This is a genomic window from Pseudomonas sp. B329 (assembly GCF_023127835.1).
GTDB lineage: Bacteria > Pseudomonadota > Gammaproteobacteria > Pseudomonadales > Pseudomonadaceae > Aquipseudomonas > Aquipseudomonas synxantha_A.
On the sequence record NZ_SPKP01000030.1, the window covers coordinates 1 to 19,785 of the forward strand.

Sequence of the window (19,785 nt, forward strand, 5' to 3'; positions counted from 1 at the left end):
TGCCATTCACCCTGAAAAAAGGGACAGTCTACGGTTAAATAGAACTGCCCCCTCTAATTCTCCTGATATTTTTATTTTACATTGGGGCTAGTTCCCTGATGAAATTGAAGGAAGTACGGCCAAAGCGTACCTGATGTTTTCGTTAACGCCCGCGGATTGGCTGACTCCCGTATACATGTTATAGGTTTTAGACCTGCCACCCTGAACCACAGGAGTTATCCAAGCGGGTTGGATCCCGCCACTCCATCTGATAGGTACCTGGCCATACGCCGTGTAGATAGAAGGCCATTTATCTTCCGGGATTTGCGTATACGGTGGTTGGACCCTTTCACTGAAGTTGTGGTGGCCAAAGGGATATTTGTCACCGGCCAATATAACTACATACCAGCAGTTTGATACTGTGACAGGATAGCTGACCTCTTGACTCGCACTGTCCCTCACGTAGACTCGAGTGGTGCCGTTACTTTTGCTTCTGACGTTTCCATTGGCATCTACAACTGCTACTGGAGAGTTTTGTGGTCGAATTGAATAGTAATAAGGAGGCGTTCCACTTGCTGGCTGACGAGTAAGTGCGGCTCCAGGAAAATCAGCAATCTGCAATGCGCCTGTGGAGTTGAAGTGCCAGCCATTCAGGTACATGGTTGAGGTGTCAATGATAAGAGGTTTAGACTCGACGATGGTATAGGTCGTCTTTGGAAACTCAACTGCCCGGCTCTGATCGTCGATACCATTATAGGCCACGTAAAAACTCAACGTTACCTGGCTATTATTTGCCACCCTGTCCAACCAACTACGCAGCACAGCTTTATCTCTCAAACCATTGGCGGCCTCCGTGGCGCTGATCAGTTCGCCCTCCATCACCAGTAGATCTTCTATACCGTCGCTGCTGAGTATCATCCACCCTAGTTGGTCTTTGTCGCTCAAAGGCCACTTATCCACTGATGCCTTGGCGTCGCCGGTAAAACTACCCAGGTTCAGCGTGCCTCCATCAATAATACTGTTGATGAGTGGCTGCGGTAAGTCCGTGGCCGGAATCGTATTGACTTTCACCGTCTGCACCTGCGACGGGCGTGGGTCAGCCACGCCCGTGCTCACCACCGAATACTTCAAGCACACGGTACTGTTCACACTATGGTGCAAGACCTTGGCCGAGGTCAGGTTGAACACTACCGTGCCTCCATCCAGCCCATTCTGGCTGGTTGAATAAGAGGTGCCGTCGGCAAAAAACCAGTAAAGCGTGATGAAATCTTGGCTACTCATACCGTCATAGCGAACCGTTGCCGTCGTATTGTGTTGAATGGGCAGCGGGTCCACTGTCACATTCGGCCCTGTATCGGTGGTGCCATTGATAAACGGGTGGGGAAGATCTCCTGATAATGCCTGAATGGTGTACGTGCGCCGACGGAAGTGCACTGCATTGGCTTTGTTGGTGCTACGATCGAAACTGGCCCAGAAATCGATGAACAGCGGCATTCCATCCTTGAGTCTGCGCAGATCCGGCGGCGTCGGTGGCATGATGCCCTGACTCTCGCCCTCAGGCGTTACCAGGTTCTCGCTGTAGGTATCCTCAATGTAATCCGCGCCATCGTCGTAGATACCTTCATATCGCATCCACATCCGCTGAAACCGGTGAATGAACGGCCAGATATTGATCAGGGTGCGCTCCCGGCCAGTAAGCTGGGAAATTACCAATACCGGGTTATCATGCCCTTCGATGGTGGGGATCGGTAGCGTGGTCAGGGGCAGTAACAGCAGATCCAGTATGGGCGACGGTATTCTCCGCGTGCCGCGCAGCACAAAGTACTGCACGGGAATCTGGCGGCCTTCGGAAAGAATGTTGGCGCCTACTACTTCGCTCGGTACGTCAAAGTGCACTGTTCTTGAGGTGTTGCCATTCTTGGTTTCTTCATAAGTGCCAATGCCCGGTACGCCGCTGAACACTGCCAGGATCCGGTCGCTGGGTGACATGTTCAGAAACGATACTTCAATCGTCGCTCCGGTCGTTGCGGACTCCGGCCTTAGTTGGTCTGGGTCTCGTGAGGCTTCAAGCACTTCCGGCCTCAACAGCTCACCTATTGCTTTACCGACCGTCACGTCAAGCGTCTCAGAGCGCAGTGTTGTGTTGCCGCGTATGAGGGAATAGCTCAAGCGAATGGAGCCGTTGTTATTCACGTCGACATAATTTCGATCTACCGGAAACGAAATCTCTCCTCCTACCACGACGTTAATCGTGTCGCCTGTGCTGCCACCCACCCCAGAGCCTACCCAGCGCCACACGACGGTGTCACCTCGTTGGAAGGTATAGGGGAGAGTGACATTGACCTGGAAGATCACATCGGCCGGATCGAGGTTGCCATTTTCATCTACGCCCTCAATGTGCGGCGCAGGCAGGTCGGCGCGACGTTCGCCTATTTCTACTATCAGGTGCTCGGATTCGCGCACCGTCAGCACATCGGCTTCCTGTATCGTGTTCACACCGTCATTGACGCGATAAAAGACGTCGATCGGCCCGAGCCCGACGAACTGTGCGAAATTTGCCGGCGTCACAATCCGAAAGCGTGTGGGTGGTGGTGGGTCGCCGGCCTGCTGGGTTTGTTCATAAAACACTAGGCCGCCGCCGGGTCGGTGCGCCTCAAAGCGCAAGGTGACGGGATAGTTCGGACTGTATGGCACGAAGGCCGGGAAGTTGACTTTGAGGTAGGGGACGGTCGGATCGATCAAGCCGCCTTCGTTTTCCTCGATTTCAACTGCAGGCATGTTGGAAACAGTACCAAAAACTGTGACAGACAGACTTTGGGAATAGCCAATCTCAGTGCCTAGCGGGAATTGCAGCGTATAGGAGATTTGCATCGAGCCGTTGATCAGGTCTTCGAGGATGCTGTTCTCGACGGTGGTATATGCCGAACGCCCGGGCCGGGCAGCAAACGCTGGCAATGGGATGGTGACTTTCGTTTTATCTTCGCGTGTACCCACGATGGTAGCTACGATCTGAGTGCCTGCTGGCGTTGGGGAGCCATTCGGGAGCCGTGTGGGCGCAACCACTTCGAGTTCGAAGTGACTCTCTGCGTACTGGTCGAAATCGACGTTATTATTGTCTGTTCCATCCACCAAAAAGTGGGGGCGCATGAGTGCGTCTGGATCCAGGTTACTGTTCAGGTTTACGACCTGAGACCACTGCTGCACTTCCCCTGAGAAGTTCAGCACCAAGTCGTAGATCCGGAACCGGATAGTCAACAGACCGCTACCGCCCAATTCGATGACCTCCCACGGGACGAACACCTCGATAGGCGTCAGTCCCTCGGCCTGATCCGCGTCCAACTGCAGCTCTACCAAACGACCGTTCCAATACAACTCGATGGTGTCCCCTACAAATGCATCTGGGTAGTGATCAATGGTAATGAGCACACCATCACGTGCGCGCTCGGGGTCGAGTACGGCATCTGAGCCACTCAAGTCCTCTGGCAGGTGAAGGACCAGCGCCGAATGGTAGGGGAGTCCTGGGTCCTGATCCACGCCCCCTGGCCGGGTATCTTTCAGGAACCAGGTTTCTTCCTCCGATGTACTTTCAGTGCCAGACCCGTGACGCCTGACCAGGCCATAGCAGGGGTACACAATACCTAGCGGTACATGCTCGCGTAGTACCGAGAGTTGGTAGCGTCTTTGCGTTTCCTCGCCAGCAACAATTTCCCCCCAGGCGACCGGAAAACGCCGATCTCCCATATACCATTCGTAAGAATCGCCGACGTTCTTCGTGGTCCAGCTCTCGAAGGTAATCAGCAAACGGTTTTCGAGGCTGCGTATGCCAACCCCTACATCAGCCAGAAGTTCGGGAAGGGGACGTACAGTGTTGTCGTTGTAGGGCGGCGGCTCCAGGTCTGCGATGCGTGGTGGGTGCAGGATGGGTGGACTGTCTGTGCGTTTATCGGACATGGTGGTGACCCTTCAGGCTGATTTGAGAAACGTGCCAAACAGGGTCAGCAAATATGAGAGAGTGGTCACCGTCTAGCTGTGAGAAATGACAGTGGCGACGAGCGGTCAGCTACTGAATAATGAGTGTCAGCGCGCTATAACGCACGCCCTTGGCCAGGGTTACCAGCAGCAAAAAACGCCACAACGGCTCTCGCATCACCCCGGCCACCAAGGTCAGCGGGTCGCCGATGATAGGTACCCAACTGAGCAACAGCGTCCAATGCCCCCAACGCAGGTAATGCCCGCGGGCTCTATCCAGCTGTTTGGCACTCACCGGAAACCAGCGCCGTTCCTTGAAGCGCTCTACCGAACGCCCCAGCAGCCAATTGACCACCGACCCCAGCACGTTGCCCAACGTGGCGATACCCAGCAGCAGCCACAGGTTGTAATGCCCGCTGATCAGCAGGCCGACCAGCACGGCTTCAGATTGCAGGGGCAATAACGTTGCGGCGCCAAACGCCGCGACGAACAGCCCCAGGTAACCCATCAGCACCGGTCAGTGGGCCGGGTAGTCGGCCACCACCACATCCTTGCCTTCACGGGTCAGACCGATGACTTGATACGCCTCGCTACGCCCTTCCACTTCCATACCCGGCGAGCCCAAAGGCATGCCCGGTGCGGCAAGACCCAGCAGGTCATGACGCTGGCGCAAGGCCAACACCTGCTCGGCGGGTACATGGCCTTCGACGAACTTGCCGTCGATCACAGCGGTATGGCACGAACCGAGGCGCGGGGCGACGCCCAGGCGTTGCTTGACCGCGCTCATGTCTGCTTCAACGTGGTCGTTGACCTTGAAACCGTTGTTTTCCAGATGGCTGATCCATTTTTTGCAGCAACCGCAATTGGCATCGCGGTGTACATCGATGGGAATCAGCTCGGCGGCCTGGGCCAGGGGGGTGGCAAGCAGGGTGCAGAGCAAGGCCAGTCGCAATGGGTTTTTCATCAGGGGTCTCACTGAAAGCGCAGCAATAAACCGCGCATTCTCCCTGCTTTTTACACTGAGACGCGCTGGTAATGTTTCTAAATTATACGAAGCCTGGGCTTTCCAACCGCTGCTTGAGCTGGTCCAGGGCAATGGCGGAGAGTTTGATCATGCGTTTGTGCAAGGTAGCGAGTTGCAGTTCGGTTTCATACGTCAATACGCGCTTGAACCGAGTGCCACCCTGATGGGCTTGCAAAAAATAATGGATACAACCGTCCACCGCCAGTGAGGTGAACACGGTCCTGAACTCATCGGGGCAGCGGGCAATTTGCACGCGGTAGCTCATGGATACGCGAATGCCCAGCAGATCGATGTCTTCAGTAAAGCGCGAGCCGACCGGTAATGAGCCGCGGGTGCCGGTGTCGGCGCTGAGGGAGGTGGGGTGCCATTCGTGCCAGCGGTCGGGCTGGGTAACATAGTCGTAGACAATTTCGATTGGGGCCTGGATGAAGCGTTCCTGACTGATCTGCTCCAAGCGGATCGGCTGCTCAGTCGCGTGCATGGCACACCTCCTGTGTGGCGGGTTTTTACACTGGGAGCTGTCAGAATAGTCTGGCTCCCGCGCTTCGCACGGGAGTATTCAGGCCGTTGATCAGCACGCTGAAAATTAGATATCCAACAGGGCCATCACTTCCTTGGGGTAGCGCAAACCGGCGGTTGCATCGGCCGGGAAGATTGCATCCAGCCCAGCCAGTTCGTCCTTGCTGAGGGTGATCGATACCGCCGCGACATTCTCTTGCAAGTAGGTACGCCGCTTGGTCCCGGGGATTGGGATGATGTAGTCACCTTGGGCCAATACCCAGGCCAGTGCCAGTTGCTCGGCCGTCACGGATTGGTTGGTGCACTTGCGTGCTCGGCCCGGCACGGGTTTACAAGGTTAGGCTTGTGCCCTGCGATAGGCGCCAGGTTGCTGCCCGGTGACTTTATGAAAAGCCCGGGTAAATGCGGCCACCGACTGATACCCGGCTGCCAGCGAGACCTCGGCCACGGTCTGGTCCGCCTTGAGCAGCCCACAGGCATGGCGCATACGTATCACCAGCAATACCTGCCCCGGCGACTGCCCGCATAACTCCCTGAAACGCTTGAAAAACGCCGAACGGGATAACCCCGTGCACGCCGCCATGCTTTCCAGGCTCCAGGGCTCGGCCGGGCGCGCAATCAGCTGCTCCAGCAGGCCGGCAAATGCCGGTTGCCGGCCCAGCGCTGCCAGGCCGCCCAGCTCGGTGTTGTCGATGACTTGCTGGCGCAGTACATATAAAAACAACAAGTGGCAAAGACGTTCGAGCAAGGCCGAGGAGGGCGCGGGTAGGCGCTCGCACTCCTGCAGGATCAATTCGAACAGATTGCGCGCAGCGGTCAACGATGGATCACCGGCACGCAGGATGATCCAGGCGGGCAGGCTGTCGACAATCATCGCCGACAAGCCGGATTGGAAATGGAAGAAGCCGCAAACCAGGCCCACGCCATCCATGGCACTGCTGTCGAGGGGCAGCATCGGCCGGCGAGGGCACTCTTGGGCGCTTGCCGCGGTACTTTCCCCGGACAACCGATAGGCCAGGTCACGCAGTAGAAACACGGCGTCACCATTGTTCAGGTGCCGGGACGTTGGATCACCGTCGATATGCAGCCAGCAATCGCCCTGCACGATCAAATGGAAGCTTGCCTGGGCCAGGCTGTGCGTGCTGGCGTGCCAGTCACCGCAGTAGCGGCCGACGTGAAACAAATTGGTATTGAGTTCAAGGCTATCTAATAACCAATCGACAAGAGTGCTGGACGAATTCATCTAATGGAAAGACTCAAGAGCAAGTAATCGCTACTTTAGCCTATTGAGCGATTTTTTTAGAACCAACAGACTGGCGCACTCGAACCCAACAGGAGACCACTCCATGTCCCGTGTACCGTTGCTCACCCCTGACACCGCCCCGGAAGCGGCGAAACCTTTCCTGGAAAATGCGCAGAAGGCCTCGGGTTTCATTCCTAATCTGCTGGCGGTGTTGGCCAATGCACCGGCGGCGCTGGAAACCTATATCACTGTCTCCGGCTTGAATGCCAAGGCCGAACTGAGCCTGGCCGACCGCGAAGTGGTGCAGTTGATTGCTGCTACTACCCACGGGTGCGATTTCTGTGTCGCCGGCCACACCGCCGTTGCGCGCAACAAGGCCAAGCTGCCCGAGAACGTGATCGAGGCCCTGCGCCGGCTGGGTGAGCTGCCTGATACTCGCTATGAGACACTCGCCGCCTTTACCCGCGAAGTGATCGCCACTCGGGGTGATGTCAGCGATGCCGGCTTTGAGGCGTTTCTCGCGGCCGGCTATACCAAGGGCCACGCGCTGGAGGTCATCCTGGGCGTAAGCCTGGCAACCCTGTGCAATTTCGCTAACGTGTTTGCCCGTACCCCGCTGAACCCGGAACTGGCGCAGTACCGCTGGGAAAAACCGGCAAGCTGAATCGGCGTTGGTCCACCTGCTGTAAAAGGAGAGACATGAATGCTTGACCCAATCTTGAGCCGTTGGCTCGATGTTCAAGCGCAGGCCCTGGACGTGGGCAGTTGCGATCCACAGGAAGTGCTGCCACGCCTGGCAGAAGCCAATATTCTGAAAATCGGTGTGCCCACCCAACTGGGCGGGCTGGGCGGTGATGTGGCGGGTGCCGTCGAGGCCATCGCCAATGTGGCCAGCCATTCCCTGGCGGCGGCATTTGTGTGCTGGGGCCAGCGCTCGTTTATCGAGTACTTGTTGCAGAGCCCCAATCAGCGCCTGCGCGAACACCTGATGCCGGACCTGCTCAGCGGCAAGTTGGCCGGAGCCACCGGGCTGTCGAATGCGATGAAGTTCATATCGGGTATCGAGTCGTTGCAGATCAGCGCCGAGCCCAACGAGCATGGCTGGACGCTCAACGGTCGTCTGCATTGGGTGACCAACCTGCGCAAGAATGGTTTTGTCGCCGCAGCTGCTATCGAACATGCGGGCGGTGGTACGCCGTTTATCCTGGCGATCCCGGATTCAGTGGCGGGCTTGCAGCGCTCCCGCGATCTGGAGCTGCTTGGGTTGCAATCGAGCAACACCGCTGCCCTTGGCCTGGAAGGCGTGGAGCTGAGCCGTGACTGGTTGCTGCACGAGGACGCGCGCAAGTTCCTGCCGGCAGTGCGCCCGGCGTTCCTTGGTTTGCAGTGCGGCATGTCGATTGGCCTGGCCCGCCGCTCCCTGGCCGAGGTGGCCAATCATCTGGGGGCCAGCCGTACGGTGTTGCGCGAAGAGCTGGAAGCCTTGCGGGCGACGCTGGACCATCTGGTCAGCGAGCTCAAGAGCGGGTTGCTGGCTGGGCGTTTTGCTGCCGAGTCGATCCCCTTGTTCAAGCTGCGCATTGCCCTGGCAGAAACCGCCGCCAGCGCCGTGCAGCTTGAACTGCAGGCCAGTGGCGGCAAAGCCTACCTCACCGCCCACGGTAGTGGCTTTGCGCGGCGCTGGCGCGAGTCGGCATTTGTGCCGATTGTGACGCCCAGCCTGGTGCAACTGCGCACTGAGTTGCAGCGCCAGGCCAACCTATGAGCCAGGCGGTCATGACGGCCCAGGGGATTTGCCTGGGGTATGCCAGCGGCCCGGTACTGCAAGGGTTTGACTTACAGTTGCAGGCGGGCGAAGTGGTGTCGATCCTGGGGCCCAGCGGCGTGGGCAAATCCAGCCTGCTGCGTGTGCTTGCCGGCTTGCAGCTACCCCAGGCCGGTCGTGTGCATGTGTTGGGCGAACCCTTGAGCGGTCCGCACCCACGGGTGGCGGTGGCCTTTCAAGACCCCAGCCTGTTGCCCTGGTTGAACCTGGAAAAAAACGTCGCCTTCGGCCTGGACTTCGCCCGCCAGCCGCACCTGAGTGTTGAAGAGCGCCGCCGTCGTGTCGACCACGCCATCGCGGCGGTAGGCCTGGAACATGCGCGCCAGCAGTTCCCGGCGCAACTGTCCGGCGGCATGGCCCAGCGCACCGCGCTGGCCCGCTGCCTGGCCCGCCAGCCTCAAGTGCTGCTGCTGGATGAGCCCTTCGGCGCGCTGGACGAAGTGACCCGCGCCGACATGCAGCACCTGCTGCTCAAGGTCAACCGTGAGCAAGGTTCGGCGGCGGTATTGATCACCCATGACATTGACGAAGCGCTACTGCTGTCCGACCGCATCCTGCTACTGGGTAACCGCCCGGCGCGGACGTTGGGTGAATGGCATATCGACTTGCCGCAACCTCGGGACGAACAGGTCGAGGCCATCGGCGCGCTGCGTATCGATATTCTGAAAACCTTACGGCAGGCGAGCCGCCCTCAACCCAACCCCCTTGAACAACAGGAGCTTAGCCATGTGTCTGGATGACCTGACCCACTCGCGCCGTGACTTTCTCAAACTCTCGGCGGTGCTCAGTGCCGCCGGCGCCTTGCCGCTGTTGAGCAGCCTGCAGGCGCGCGCCGCCAATGAGCCCGACGCGCCGGTGCGTATCGGTTATCTGCCGATCACCGACGCTACGCCGTTGCTGGTTGCCCACAACAACGGCCTGTTCGAAGCCGAAGGCATCAAGGCCGAACGTCCGGTGCTGTTGCGCAGTTGGGCTCAGGTGATCGAGGCGTTCATCTCAGGGCAGGTCAACGTGATTCATCTGCTGTCACCGATGACCGTGTGGGCGCGCTACGGCAGCAAGGTGCCGGCCAAAGTCGTGGCCTGGAACCATGTGGGTGGCTCGGGCCTGACCGTATCGCCAGGCATAACCGATGTGAAGCAACTGGGCGGCAAGTCGGTGGCGATTCCGTTCTGGTACTCGATCCATAACGTGGTGGTGCAGCAACTGTTCCGCGACAACGGCCTCACGCCGGTGACGCGTGCGACCGGCAGTTCGATTGCCGCCAATGAAGTCAACCTGATCGTATTACCGCCGTCGGACATGCCGCCCGCACTGGCCAGCAAGCGCATCGACGGCTATATCGTCGCCGAGCCGTTCAACGCGCTGGCCGAGAACCTCAAGGTCGGCCGCGTGCAGCGCTTTACCGGTGATGTATGGCGCAACCACGCGTGCTGCGTGGTGTTCATGCACGAGCACGACCTGACCAACCGCCCGGAGTGGTCGCAGAAGGTGGTGAACGCCATCGTCAAGGCCCAGGTGTGGACCCGCGACAACCGCGAAGAGGCGGTGAAACTCTTGTCCAAGGATGGCCCGAACCGTTACACGCCACACGCCGAGCCGGTGTTGAGCAAGGTCCTGGCTCCGGCTGCCAGCGACCGTGCCGGCTATGTGAAAGACGGCGCGATCCAGCACGCCAATTGGGACGAGCACCGCATCGACTTTCAGCCTTATCCCTTCCCCAGTTACACCGAAGAACTGGTGCGCCGCCTCAAAGACACGCTGATCGAAGGCGACAAGAAGTTTCTTGCCGATCTCGATCCGGCATTCGTCGCGAAGGACCTGGTGGACGACCGTTTCGTGCGTCAAGCGATCGAAGCGGTGGGCGGCATGAAAACCTTCGGCTTGCCGGACGGCTATGAGCGGCATGAGGAGATTGGCGTTTGAACAACGGTAGAATCCTGGGCTGGTCGCTGGGGTTGAGCGGCTTGGCAGGTTTGATGTTGCTGTGGTGGCTGGGTGTGAAAGTGTTCGGCGAGGCCGATGGCCTGTCGGCGCGCTTTTCGCTGGCGGCCACCGCAAGCAGCCTGTGGGAATTGCTTGGCCGCAGTGAGCTGTACCTGCACATCGCCGTGAGCCTCAAGCGTATCTTTGTCGGGCTGTTTCTTGCGCTGTTGATCGGGGTGCCACTGGGTCTGCTGGTGGGCAGTTCGCGCAATCTGGAGGCGGCGACTACGCCGGCCTTCCAGTTTCTGCGGATGATCTCGCCCCTGTCCTGGATGCCTATCGTGGTGATGCTGATGGGGGTAGGGGACCAGCCTATCTATTTCCTTCTGGCCTTCGCCGCGGTGTGGCCGATCATGCTCAACACTGCTGCCGGCGTGCGTCAACTCGACCCGCGTTGGTTGCAGTTGAGCAAGAGCCTGAGTGCCACGCGCTGGGAGACGTTGCGTCGAGTCATCATTCCTGGTGTGGTCGGGCATGTGCTGACCGGCGTACGCCTGGCCATCGGTATCCTATGGATCGTGCTGGTGCCGTGCGAGATGCTCGGGGTCAGTGCAGGGCTGGGCTATTACATCCTCGATACCCGTGATCGCCTGGCGTATTCGGAGTTGATGGCGATGGTGGTGGTGATCGGGCTGTTGGGGTTCGCGCTGGATGCGCTGGCACGTGGGCTGCACCAGCGCTGGGTGCAGCGGGGATAAACACGCACATTCGAGCGACACACTGTCGCTCGAAGCGCAGGGCAGGGTTAAACCTGAATAACCAGGTCCCCTGGCAAGTTATCGGCTGAGAGCGGGTTTTGCAGGTTGGGCGAGGGTTTGTCGAAGACCCCAATACTGATACTGCCTGTCATCTCGGCCAGGCCTGGAACACCCTCTGTGGTGTTCATGTGTGAATGGCCGACCAAGGCAAGCCATTTTTCCGTTCCAGAGTTGGCCTGGATCACTTCGGACGCGTAGTAATTGAACTCTTCGAGGCGTTGCCTGGAGCCGAACCCTGTCTCCGTACGGCCTAGTTTTGCGTCTTTATGCCGGGTCAAATAGTAGTGATCCAGCGGCAGTACTTCGATGCCGTGCAACTCGAACTTGGCTTTGAGCTCGTCAAAGGTCGGTTGGGTACGAGGGAGGTTAGGATTGGCAAGGTTGCCGATGCCATCATCCACAATACCCTTGGGCGGTAAGTCGATGACGCCTTCGAAATAGATCTTCTTCACCCCCTCCTGTTTGAATTTCTCAACGTTGTCGAAGAGCAACTTAAAGCTGGCCATCTCTTTATGGGACTCTCCGAACACGATGCCATTGGAAACTTTCAGTGCCTCTGTGATCACTTCGGCTGCGGGCGCGGTCTTGGAGATTTTCGGCGCCACTATGCGTGGTGGCAGGGCGCCCTCTTTGATGGCGTCATAGGTCTCGTACATTTCCTCGATGAATTTTTTCAGGGTTTCATCTTTGCCGTCACCGCGCAGGAAGTGCCCTGGCTCCAGTTTCCCTTTCATGCTTTCTACATAGCTGCCTTTGGGCAGCTCCTTTCTTGTGACTTTGCTGCTGATCCTGGGACGTGTAGGTCGACCTATCGGGTCGAATCGATGCGCTTGCGGATGACTCGGGGCGTATGCCACAGGCATGTAAGTATGCGTCGGAACGAACGCCTCGAGAGGCGGGCCGTAAGGCTCCCGGGTGCCTGCATCCACGGCGTACCATTTGCCCTCATGTAGAACGGCAGAGGCTTCCAGGTTTTTGTCACCACGCTTGAACAGGCCGATAGCGACATCATCGAAGGCCGCGCCTGCCTCGATCAGGTCGCTGCCCCTGGCCATGCCTCGCAGACGCTGTATGCCGTCACCGGCTGCGCCAGCACCTGCCAGAGCCAGCTTGCCGGCGCCCACCGCCGCATCGCCTAAACCACCCAGCGGATTGAAAGCGCTCAAGACGTCGGCGCCGATTATTCGGGTGGCGCGCGCCAGTTTGCTGATGGCGTTGCCGGTTTTATGCGCGCCCTTGAGCAGTTTTGACACGGTGCCCACGCCGGCAGTGAGAAAACCGAAGACGTCAAATGCCAGATCGACAGCCGCATCTTTATAGTTGCCGTTACGCCAATTGACGATGGCCGTTCTCAGCGGAATCAGGTCGAGGATAAATTCGCCGATGGTATTGAGGGTGTCACGGGTCCTCTCCGTAGACGTCCTACCTTCTGCTTGCCGCCTGACGGCGTCACTGTCGATGCCCTGCGCGTTGACTATCATCTGGGCGATGTCGTGGATGCGTGGGTTTTTGAATGTATTGACAGGGGGTGCTTCTCGGGTCTTTTCGATACCCAGATTACTCAGGTTCTTGCTGAGTGGGAGCGCTTCGATCTTGGTGACTTCATTGGCTATGTATTCATCCGCTGCGATGCGTCCCGAAGAAGCTTTTTGGATAGTCGCGGTGACCGGGTCGAATTCGTAAACGTGTTTCTCGCCCTTGAGCTCTGCTTGCATCAAAATTCTTGGGCTGGTGTGGAACAGTTTGTTTGGCCAAAACGGAATAGGCGAGCTGCGGTAGGTGTTCTCTTGATAAAAACTAAGCTTTGCGTTGTTTAAAATGTCTCGATCTGCGACAGGCAACTGGGTAATGGCATTCATCCACGTGTAATGGTGGATTTTTTTACAATGGGTCGTTACTTCGGCGAATTGTTTATCAAATTCCTGGGGGACGTTGAAGTGTGGGCTGTGGGTGAAAAGAGCGACGGCACCCAGGTTGACGCCCTTGGTGTTATTGCGGATCACCCAGTCGTTGGTGTTGATTTTCAGCCCTTGCATGGTGAGCTCGCGCAGCGAGTAGAGAGGGCCGAAGCGTTGGCCCTTGAGCCCCATCTTGTGATAATTCAGACAAAAGAGTTTGTCATCCAGAGGAAAGTCATCACCCAAGTGCTGCTGGATTCGTTCTTGTGCCATTCTTTCTCGATTCGGCAAGGGCTTGTCGAGCAAAGCGGACGCCTCTTTCAACGCTTCATGTTGAGCATTGAAAGCTTTGCGGGCGTACTCGAAATCCTCCGCGGTGTAGTGTGCGTCGTCGAAGCGGTAAATCACGTCGTTGGCCACACACCAGTCAATCAGTGCATTTTTCTTTGCCGCTTCACTGGCTGGGTATTGCGACGGGGCTGCGCACATCACTTCGGCGAAGCTCATGTTCATCGTCCTCCCGGGCGTGTGGGCTTCGATACCGGCCACCGCGATACATAAGTTTGCCCACGCCTGGCTGTGGCAACGTACTGACGCTGGAATGTCTTTGATCAAAAACTGGGGGGCGACCCGCATCAGCAGCAACCGGGCTGCCAGCGCGGCGGTAGCAGGGGAAGTACGGCCAGTGCTGCTCAGGTGATTGGCAAGGGCCTCAACCACGGAGGCGGGCGATGAGTCCCTGTGGATTTCGACGCCCAAATCAAAGCCGGCCACTATGTTTCGATTGGATTTTTGATCCAGCGCTTCAGGGTCGAGGCTCAAATGGATGGTCGCCAGCACATAGTCATTGGCGCTGCTGCTTGTGGCAATCCCGCCCACACTGGCTTGAACCGCGGCGCCTAGCGCTGCGGCTTGCGGTGAGTCGAGCAGTTTCTCCAGCGCGGCAGCAGGGTCTTGCATCAGTTGTGGAGACAGGGTGACGGCGTTGGCAAGGTAGTCCAGGGCGCCGACGCCAGGCTTGGGCAGTGGCAAGCCTGGCAGATTCGCGCTATTCGACGCGATGACATTGTAGGCCGTGCGCTGATGTTCAATGCTCAATGGCAGTGTCCAGGCCAGAGCACCACTCAAGTTGCCCAATGGGTGCTTCTGGACGTGCTCGCAGAGGTTCTGGGCAAGCTCCTGCAGCTCTACTCGGGTCTTGGGATAGTAAGGGCTTGCTGCTTTGATGAGCGATTCGAGGCTGGCGGTGCGTGGGGACGCATCGGCGGACGCAAGCGTGAGATGGGTGGACAGGAAATACGCGGCCACGGCCTCTGGTGTTGCGTCTTCGGGCAGTTTCTCCAGCGCCGTATCGAGGGCCTTGGCAAGGTTATGCAGCTCCTGGCGGTCGCTTAATTTTTTTCTCAGTGTCTGGCGTCCATCCGGCAGCGCTGGCTCAGCGGTGGCGGTGGTATCGCCCACCTGAGCGTCAACATCTGGCGGTGTTTGAGGAAGGTCGGTAGATAGCGGCGAAAGTCGCAAATTACGAAGTGGGGCAGCATGTTGAATGTTCACAGTCACTCACCTTTCAGGCATGGAAACGTCAACGCTCCAAAAGGCTACATACCTGTAGCCTGAGCGCACTGATTCGTGTGCGCTCTGGGCATTACGGTTCCCGCATGGCTACCTGTGGTGTGTGAGAAATCAAGTCAGCAAGACGCGAGAAGATTGCCCTCTCAATGATTAAAACCGACGGCCCGTGTGAGCGCCGAACAAGCCAAAATTTTTGATCGCCTGTAACATGAGACGCAGCCGACCCGGTTCGTCCCGATTTTCGGGTATGTGCGGCGAAACACAGCGGATACATTCTTTAAGGTTCAGGAACTTCGTCATGACCCAAAAGCAACGCTTGAAATACTCGATTCTGATCGCCCTGGCCGTGCTGGCCTCGATGTTCGGCCTGTCCTACCTGCAGAACATTGGCGTGATCAGCGAAAAGACCTTCCAGTACCTGGCCATTGCGATTGCCGTGGTGGTAGTGGTGATCAACGGCATCATGCGTCGCAAGGTCAAGCCGCACTTCTGATCAGCGCGGCGTGACTCAGGCGCGACCTTCGAGCACTTTGGCAGCCTCTTCATGGAGGCTGTAGCTTTTATCGGCATTGAGGGTGATCACGCCCTCGCTGCACAGACGCTTGAGCACCTCACGCACACTGAGAAACGACAACGGGATGCCCAGCTCCAGCAAGTGGCTGTGCACGCCCCGCACCCCCAGGGTGCGCTGATTGTCGGCGGCGTTGAGGAGGGCGTCGATGACCTTCAGCCGAATCAGGCTGGTGCGCAGACCGAAACACTTGAGCAAATGGCGAATGCGCTGGTTGCCCTGCTGTTCGGGCGCCTTGCCAAAGCCTTGTGAACCGTTGCCATAGTTGGCCTCGGCTGTCGGTGAATGTCCATCCGTGGGCACTTGCGGGTTGTACATGCAAAAACTCCTTATCAGAGCCTGATCAGGAAAATGATGGTGCTCTTATTCAATAAGACGAACGAGAGAGCAAAATCATGAAGTGCCGAATGTAGAAAATTTGTCGGTATCAGGTTTGTCACACTGTCGCCGGCCTGGATAAGCCCCGTTCGTGGCTAAATTCTTCCCGGTTAATTGCGTCCTTACGGTGGGGTAGTTGTATCTACCGAGGGTATTCAATTTGACTGCGGGGTCTGCGTGATTATTTCCAACGGGTTGTTCAGGGGCTGCGTGGCAGGGGTGTTGCTGGGGCTGAGCTTTGCGGCCTCGGCGCGCGAGCATGTGGCTCAGGCGTCGGCCGATATTCGCCGTACCACTTACGGCGTGCCACATATCCGCGCCAATGACGAGCGCGGCCTGGGCTTTGGCATCGGTTACGCGTATGCCCAGGACAACCTGTGCCTGCTGGCCAATGAAGTGGTCACGGTGAACGGCGAGCGTGCGCGCTATTTCGGCCCCGAGCAGGCAACCCTGGAGGAACGCAACAACCTTGCCAGCGATGTGTTCTTTACCTGGCTCAATACACCCGGCGCGGTGCAGGCATTCTGGCGTGCGCAGACCCCGCAGATCCGCCAGCGTATCGAAGGCTACGTGGCCGGCTATAACCGCTATTTGAAGGAGCAGGGCGCGCCCGCACAATGCCAGGCGGCGTGGGTACGACCGCTGGTTAAAGAGGATCTGGTCAAACTGACGCGCCGGTTGCTGGTAGAAGGTGGCGTTGGCCAGTTCGCCGAAGCCTTGGTGGGCGCCACGCCGCCCCAAGCCATCGCCGGTGTGCAACCCGGCGCGCAGGCATTTGCACAGGACGCCGCGCATCAGCAACGCTTCAGCCTCGACCGGGGCAGTAATGCCGTCGCGGTGGGGCGTGATCGTTCTTTCAATGGCCGTGGGATGTTGCTGGCCAACCCGCATTTCCCATGGGTGGGTGGCATGCGTTTCTACGAAATGCACCTGACCATCCCTGGCCAACTGGATGTAATGGGTGCCGCACTGCCAGGGTTGCCCGTGGTGAATATTGGCTTCAACCAGCACGTGGCGTGGACGCATACCGTAGACACCTCCAAGCACTTCACCCTGTACCGGCTGACCCTGGACCCCAAGGATTCCACGCGCTATATGCTTGACGGCAAGTCCGTTGCCCTGGATAAAACCACGCTGACCGTGCAGGTCAAACAGGCCGATGGCAGCCTCAAGGACGTTGCCCACACCGTCTACAGTTCGCAGTTCGGCCCCGTGGTGCAATGGCCCGGCAAGCTGGACTGGGACAACAAATACGCCTTCAGCCTGCGCGACGCGAACCTGGGCAACGACCGCGTGCTGCAACAGTGGCATGCCATGAACCGTGCGGGCAGCATCACTGAGCTGCAAACTGCGGTGCACACCCTTCAGGGCATCCCATGGGTCAACACCCTGGCTGCCGATGATCAGGGGCAGAGCCTGTACATGAACCTGTCGGTAGTACCCAACGTCAGCGCCGCCAAACTGGCGCAATGCAGCGACCCACGGGCCGGCCTGCAAATGATCATGCTCGATGGCAGCCGCAGCGCCTGCGCCTGGGACATCGACCCCAAGGCTGCGCAAGCAGGGATCTTCCCGGCGGCGCAGTTGCCGCAGTTGCAACGCACCGACTATGTACAGCACTCCAACGACTCTGCCTGGATGGCTAACCCCGAGGCGCCGCTGAGCGGGTTCTCGCCGGTGATCAGCCAGGACAATATTGGCCTGAGTCCACGCGCACGTTTCGCCCTGCAACGCCTGCAATCCCTGGACAAACAGCCGATCAGCGTCAGCGACCTGCAAAACATGGTCATGGACAACGAGGTGTACCTGGCGGGCCAAGTCATGCCGGACCTGCTCGATTTTTGCGCCAAGCAACTTGGCACCGACGCCGCCGCGCTCCAGCCACTGTGCACCAGCTTGAAAACCTGGGATCGGCGCGCCAACCTCGACAGCGGCATCGGCCTGGTGCACTTCATCAACCTGATGCAGCACCTGCAGCAAACTCCCGATGCCTGGCGTGTCGCCTTCGACCCGGCCCACCCCCTGACCACGCCCCGCGGCCTCGCCATCGATCGCGCGCCGGTGGCCGCCGCGCTGCGTGAAGCCATGCTGGCGTCCAGCGCAGACGTCAACCAACTCGGCCTGAGCCGTTGGGGTGAGATCCAGGTCAGCGGCCAAACCCCCATCCACGGCGGCCCGCAAGAACTGGGTGTCTACAACGCCATGCAAACCGTGCCCCGCGAAGATGGCAAACGCGAGGTCGTCAGCGGCACCAGTTACCTGCAAATCGTCACCTTTGATAACAACGGCCCCAACGCAGTCGGCGTGCTGGCGTTCTCCGAATCCAGCAACCCGGCGTCCCCTTACTCAAAGGACCAGACCCAGGCCTTCTCCGAGAAAAAACTGCGCCCGTTGCCGTTCACCGACGCTCAGATCAAGGCCGATCCGCAGTACCAACTCCACACCGTGAAGGAGTAGGGCAGGCCCGCAACCCCTTGATGCCAGAGCAGAATATTTTTTGAAATCAAGGGGTTGCAGGCATAGGCAAATGAGTACATAATGGCGCCCATCGAACGCAATGAAGCATTAAAAACTTCAATGTATTCAATGAGTTAGAGTATAGGCAAGCTTCACATAGCCCACTCAAGTTTGTATGCGGTGAATGTCAGCGACAAGGACATTGATCGTTTGAGGCCGAGTAGCAAAATGGTTATGCAGCGGATTGCAAATCCGCCTACGCCGGTTCGATTCCGACCTCGGCCTCCACTCTTAGAAACCCCGTAGATTAACGTCTACGGGGTTTTTTATTGCCTGTGATTTGAGAAGTGTTCCGCAACCCTACTCATTGTTGATCGCAATGAGGGGGCAGAACAATGCCAGGGGAGGGTGTGGTTGGCCTTTTGCTCCAGCAGATTGATCCATGTCGAAAGCAGCCTCCAACTCCCCCCAGCCCTGCATACAACGGAGGGGAAAGAGAGAAAGTTCGGTTCTCATGCAGGCCAGCGCTTCGTTTGCTCAGATGGAACTCGACCGTAGTCTGAAGTTAGTCTGAGATGACCGCTGGCTGAGTTACGACAGGTCGGCGTCTTTCTGCCTCGTCGACGATCAGTGCGATGGTTTTTCTGGCGATGGGTGACAACGTGCGGCCGGCATGAAACACGATGGTTTCCGGGATATAGCGCAGATGTGTGGGGATCGCGGGCTGGATTTTTTGGATTAGATCAATCAGCACCCCACTCCCCAGATCAGGCGCTAGCCAAGATTGCCAAGTGAGCAGTAGGGCGTCGCTAGTCAGCGTGGCCTGACGCAGGCAGTTCAGCTCATTGCACACCAATGTCCACGGCAGCAGTGTCGTCGAGGGCATTCCGAACAGCGCCCGGGCGTGCACGTCGTCCGTGGTCACGGCAGCCCACGGGTAGGCGAGTAGCTGCTGATACGTCACTGGCTCGACCTGTCGAGCCAGTGGGTGCTCATGGCGACAGAAGATAGAGGCCGGTTGTGGCGGCAAACTCCGAACGTCAAAGCGTGGGTCCACCCCCTGTTCGACCCGCACGCTCGCTACGACAAACTCGATGTCTTCCCGTGCCAGTTGGTTGGCCAGGTGATGCCAGTAATTGACCTCAGGGGTCACCACCAGCTTGGGCGAACTCTTGCGCAAGGCCAGCAGCACGTTGGGAAGGGTGGTGTTGGCGGTCATCATGCCGACGCCGAAGTTGAGTTCACCTCCCTGCCCCCCGGCGATGTCGCTGGCCTCCGCGACCAGCTTGTCGGCGCACGCCAGCATCTCGCGTGCCCGAGCAATGAGCTGGTGACCGGCGAATGTCAGCGTCACTGAACGGGTGTCCCGATCAAACAGGCGTACCCTCAGGTCTTTTTCCAGCGACTGGATGCTACGGCTGAACGCCGTCTGCGAAAGATGGGCTCGCTCTGCGGCCCGGGAGAAGTGTAGTTCCTCTCCAAGCAAGACCAGGTGACGAATTCGCTTCAAGTCAATTAAGTCGCTCAATGCATCAATCACTCTTCATATTTGCATTGGACGGTTGTACCTCACTCCCAGAAACTTCGCCAGAGTTTGCGCTTGGTT

Annotated in this window: 15 protein-coding genes, 1 tRNA gene and 1 pseudogene; 8 read left to right on the forward strand and 9 right to left on the reverse strand. The window is 58.3% G+C overall.

Annotation, left to right across the window (positions count from 1 at the left end):
- Positions 1 to 87: 87 nt before the first annotated feature.
- The 6 genes and pseudogenes from E4P00_RS16740 to E4P00_RS16765 all read right to left on the reverse strand — a co-directional run bounded on the left by E4P00_RS16740 (position 88) and on the right by E4P00_RS16765 (position 6,734).
- Positions 88 to 3,930: a hypothetical protein gene (locus E4P00_RS16740; protein WP_216091311.1), complete on the reverse strand. Its 3,843-nt coding sequence runs from the start codon at positions 3,928 to 3,930 to the stop codon at positions 88 to 90.
- A 109-nt stretch (positions 3,931 to 4,039) separates the two neighbouring features.
- Positions 4,040 to 4,462 (reverse strand): YqaA family protein, encoded by a 423-nt coding sequence (locus tag E4P00_RS16745; RefSeq protein ID WP_216091312.1) that lies wholly within the window; start codon positions 4,460 to 4,462, stop codon positions 4,040 to 4,042.
- 3 nt (positions 4,463 to 4,465) lie between these two features.
- The gene (locus E4P00_RS16750; RefSeq protein WP_032875638.1) at positions 4,466 to 4,912 is read right to left on the reverse strand and encodes a DUF411 domain-containing protein; all 447 of its coding nucleotides are present in this window, start codon (positions 4,910 to 4,912) and stop codon (positions 4,466 to 4,468) included.
- An 82-nt stretch (positions 4,913 to 4,994) separates the two neighbouring features.
- Positions 4,995 to 5,453, reverse strand: coding sequence for an SRPBCC family protein (locus E4P00_RS16755; protein ID WP_032875636.1), 459 nt, complete (start codon positions 5,451 to 5,453; stop codon positions 4,995 to 4,997).
- 105 nt (positions 5,454 to 5,558) lie between these two features.
- Positions 5,559 to 5,789 (reverse strand): annotated as a pseudogene (locus E4P00_RS16760) (aldo/keto reductase); the annotation flags it as partial.
- Between the two features lie 39 nt (positions 5,790 to 5,828).
- Positions 5,829 to 6,734, reverse strand: a complete 906-nt coding sequence (locus E4P00_RS16765) for an AraC family transcriptional regulator (protein ID WP_248132191.1) — start codon at positions 6,732 to 6,734, stop codon at positions 5,829 to 5,831.
- A 103-nt stretch (positions 6,735 to 6,837) separates the two neighbouring features.
- On the opposite strand from E4P00_RS16765, the gene E4P00_RS16770 reads away from it, so the two are divergent.
- The 5 genes from E4P00_RS16770 to E4P00_RS16790 are packed head-to-tail and all read left to right on the forward strand — an operon-like array spanning position 6,838 to position 11,243.
- On the forward strand, positions 6,838 to 7,398 hold the full coding sequence (locus E4P00_RS16770; RefSeq protein ID WP_032875627.1) for a carboxymuconolactone decarboxylase family protein: 561 nt from the start codon (positions 6,838 to 6,840) through the stop codon (positions 7,396 to 7,398).
- 39 nt (positions 7,399 to 7,437) lie between these two features.
- Entirely contained in the window at positions 7,438 to 8,499 is a 1,062-nt protein-coding gene (locus tag E4P00_RS16775) for an acyl-CoA dehydrogenase family protein (RefSeq protein WP_248132193.1), read from the forward strand.
- Complete coding sequence (locus E4P00_RS16780; RefSeq protein WP_005788050.1) at positions 8,496 to 9,299, forward strand: ABC transporter ATP-binding protein; 804 nt, start codon at positions 8,496 to 8,498, stop codon at positions 9,297 to 9,299. The genes E4P00_RS16775 and E4P00_RS16780 overlap by 4 nt, the downstream gene beginning before the upstream one ends.
- A complete protein-coding gene (locus tag E4P00_RS16785; RefSeq protein WP_078821286.1) occupies positions 9,286 to 10,485 on the forward strand; it encodes an ABC transporter substrate-binding protein in 1,200 nt (399 codons plus the stop codon). The genes E4P00_RS16780 and E4P00_RS16785 overlap by 14 nt, the downstream gene beginning before the upstream one ends.
- A 53-nt stretch (positions 10,486 to 10,538) precedes the next feature.
- A complete protein-coding gene (locus E4P00_RS16790) occupies positions 10,539 to 11,243 on the forward strand; it encodes an ABC transporter permease (protein WP_248132272.1) in 705 nt (234 codons plus the stop codon).
- Positions 11,244 to 11,290: 47 nt separating this feature from the next.
- On the opposite strand, the gene E4P00_RS16795 is transcribed toward E4P00_RS16790, so the two are convergent.
- The gene (locus E4P00_RS16795) at positions 11,291 to 14,755 is read right to left on the reverse strand and encodes a membrane-targeted effector domain-containing toxin (RefSeq protein ID WP_248132195.1); all 3,465 of its coding nucleotides are present in this window, start codon (positions 14,753 to 14,755) and stop codon (positions 11,291 to 11,293) included.
- A gap of 316 nt (positions 14,756 to 15,071) precedes the next feature.
- Here E4P00_RS16795 and E4P00_RS16800 point away from each other — a divergent pair, with 316 nt between their 5' ends.
- Positions 15,072 to 15,266, forward strand: a complete 195-nt coding sequence (locus E4P00_RS16800; RefSeq protein WP_005788056.1) for a hypothetical protein — start codon at positions 15,072 to 15,074, stop codon at positions 15,264 to 15,266.
- A 15-nt stretch (positions 15,267 to 15,281) separates the two neighbouring features.
- On the opposite strand, the gene E4P00_RS16805 is transcribed toward E4P00_RS16800, so the two are convergent.
- On the reverse strand, positions 15,282 to 15,662 hold the full coding sequence (locus E4P00_RS16805; RefSeq protein ID WP_032875618.1) for a fe2+ zn2+ uptake regulation protein: 381 nt from the start codon (positions 15,660 to 15,662) through the stop codon (positions 15,282 to 15,284).
- A gap of 237 nt (positions 15,663 to 15,899) precedes the next feature.
- On the opposite strand from E4P00_RS16805, the gene E4P00_RS16810 reads away from it, so the two are divergent.
- A complete protein-coding gene (locus E4P00_RS16810) occupies positions 15,900 to 18,179 on the forward strand; it encodes an acylase (protein WP_248132197.1) in 2,280 nt (759 codons plus the stop codon).
- A 214-nt stretch (positions 18,180 to 18,393) separates the two neighbouring features.
- Positions 18,394 to 18,467, forward strand: a tRNA-Cys gene (locus tag E4P00_RS16815).
- A gap of 277 nt (positions 18,468 to 18,744) precedes the next feature.
- Here the strand turns inward: E4P00_RS16815 and E4P00_RS16820 are convergent.
- The gene (locus tag E4P00_RS16820; protein ID WP_005788061.1) at positions 18,745 to 19,707 is read right to left on the reverse strand and encodes a LysR family transcriptional regulator; all 963 of its coding nucleotides are present in this window, start codon (positions 19,705 to 19,707) and stop codon (positions 18,745 to 18,747) included.
- Between the last annotated feature and the right edge of the window lie 78 nt (positions 19,708 to 19,785).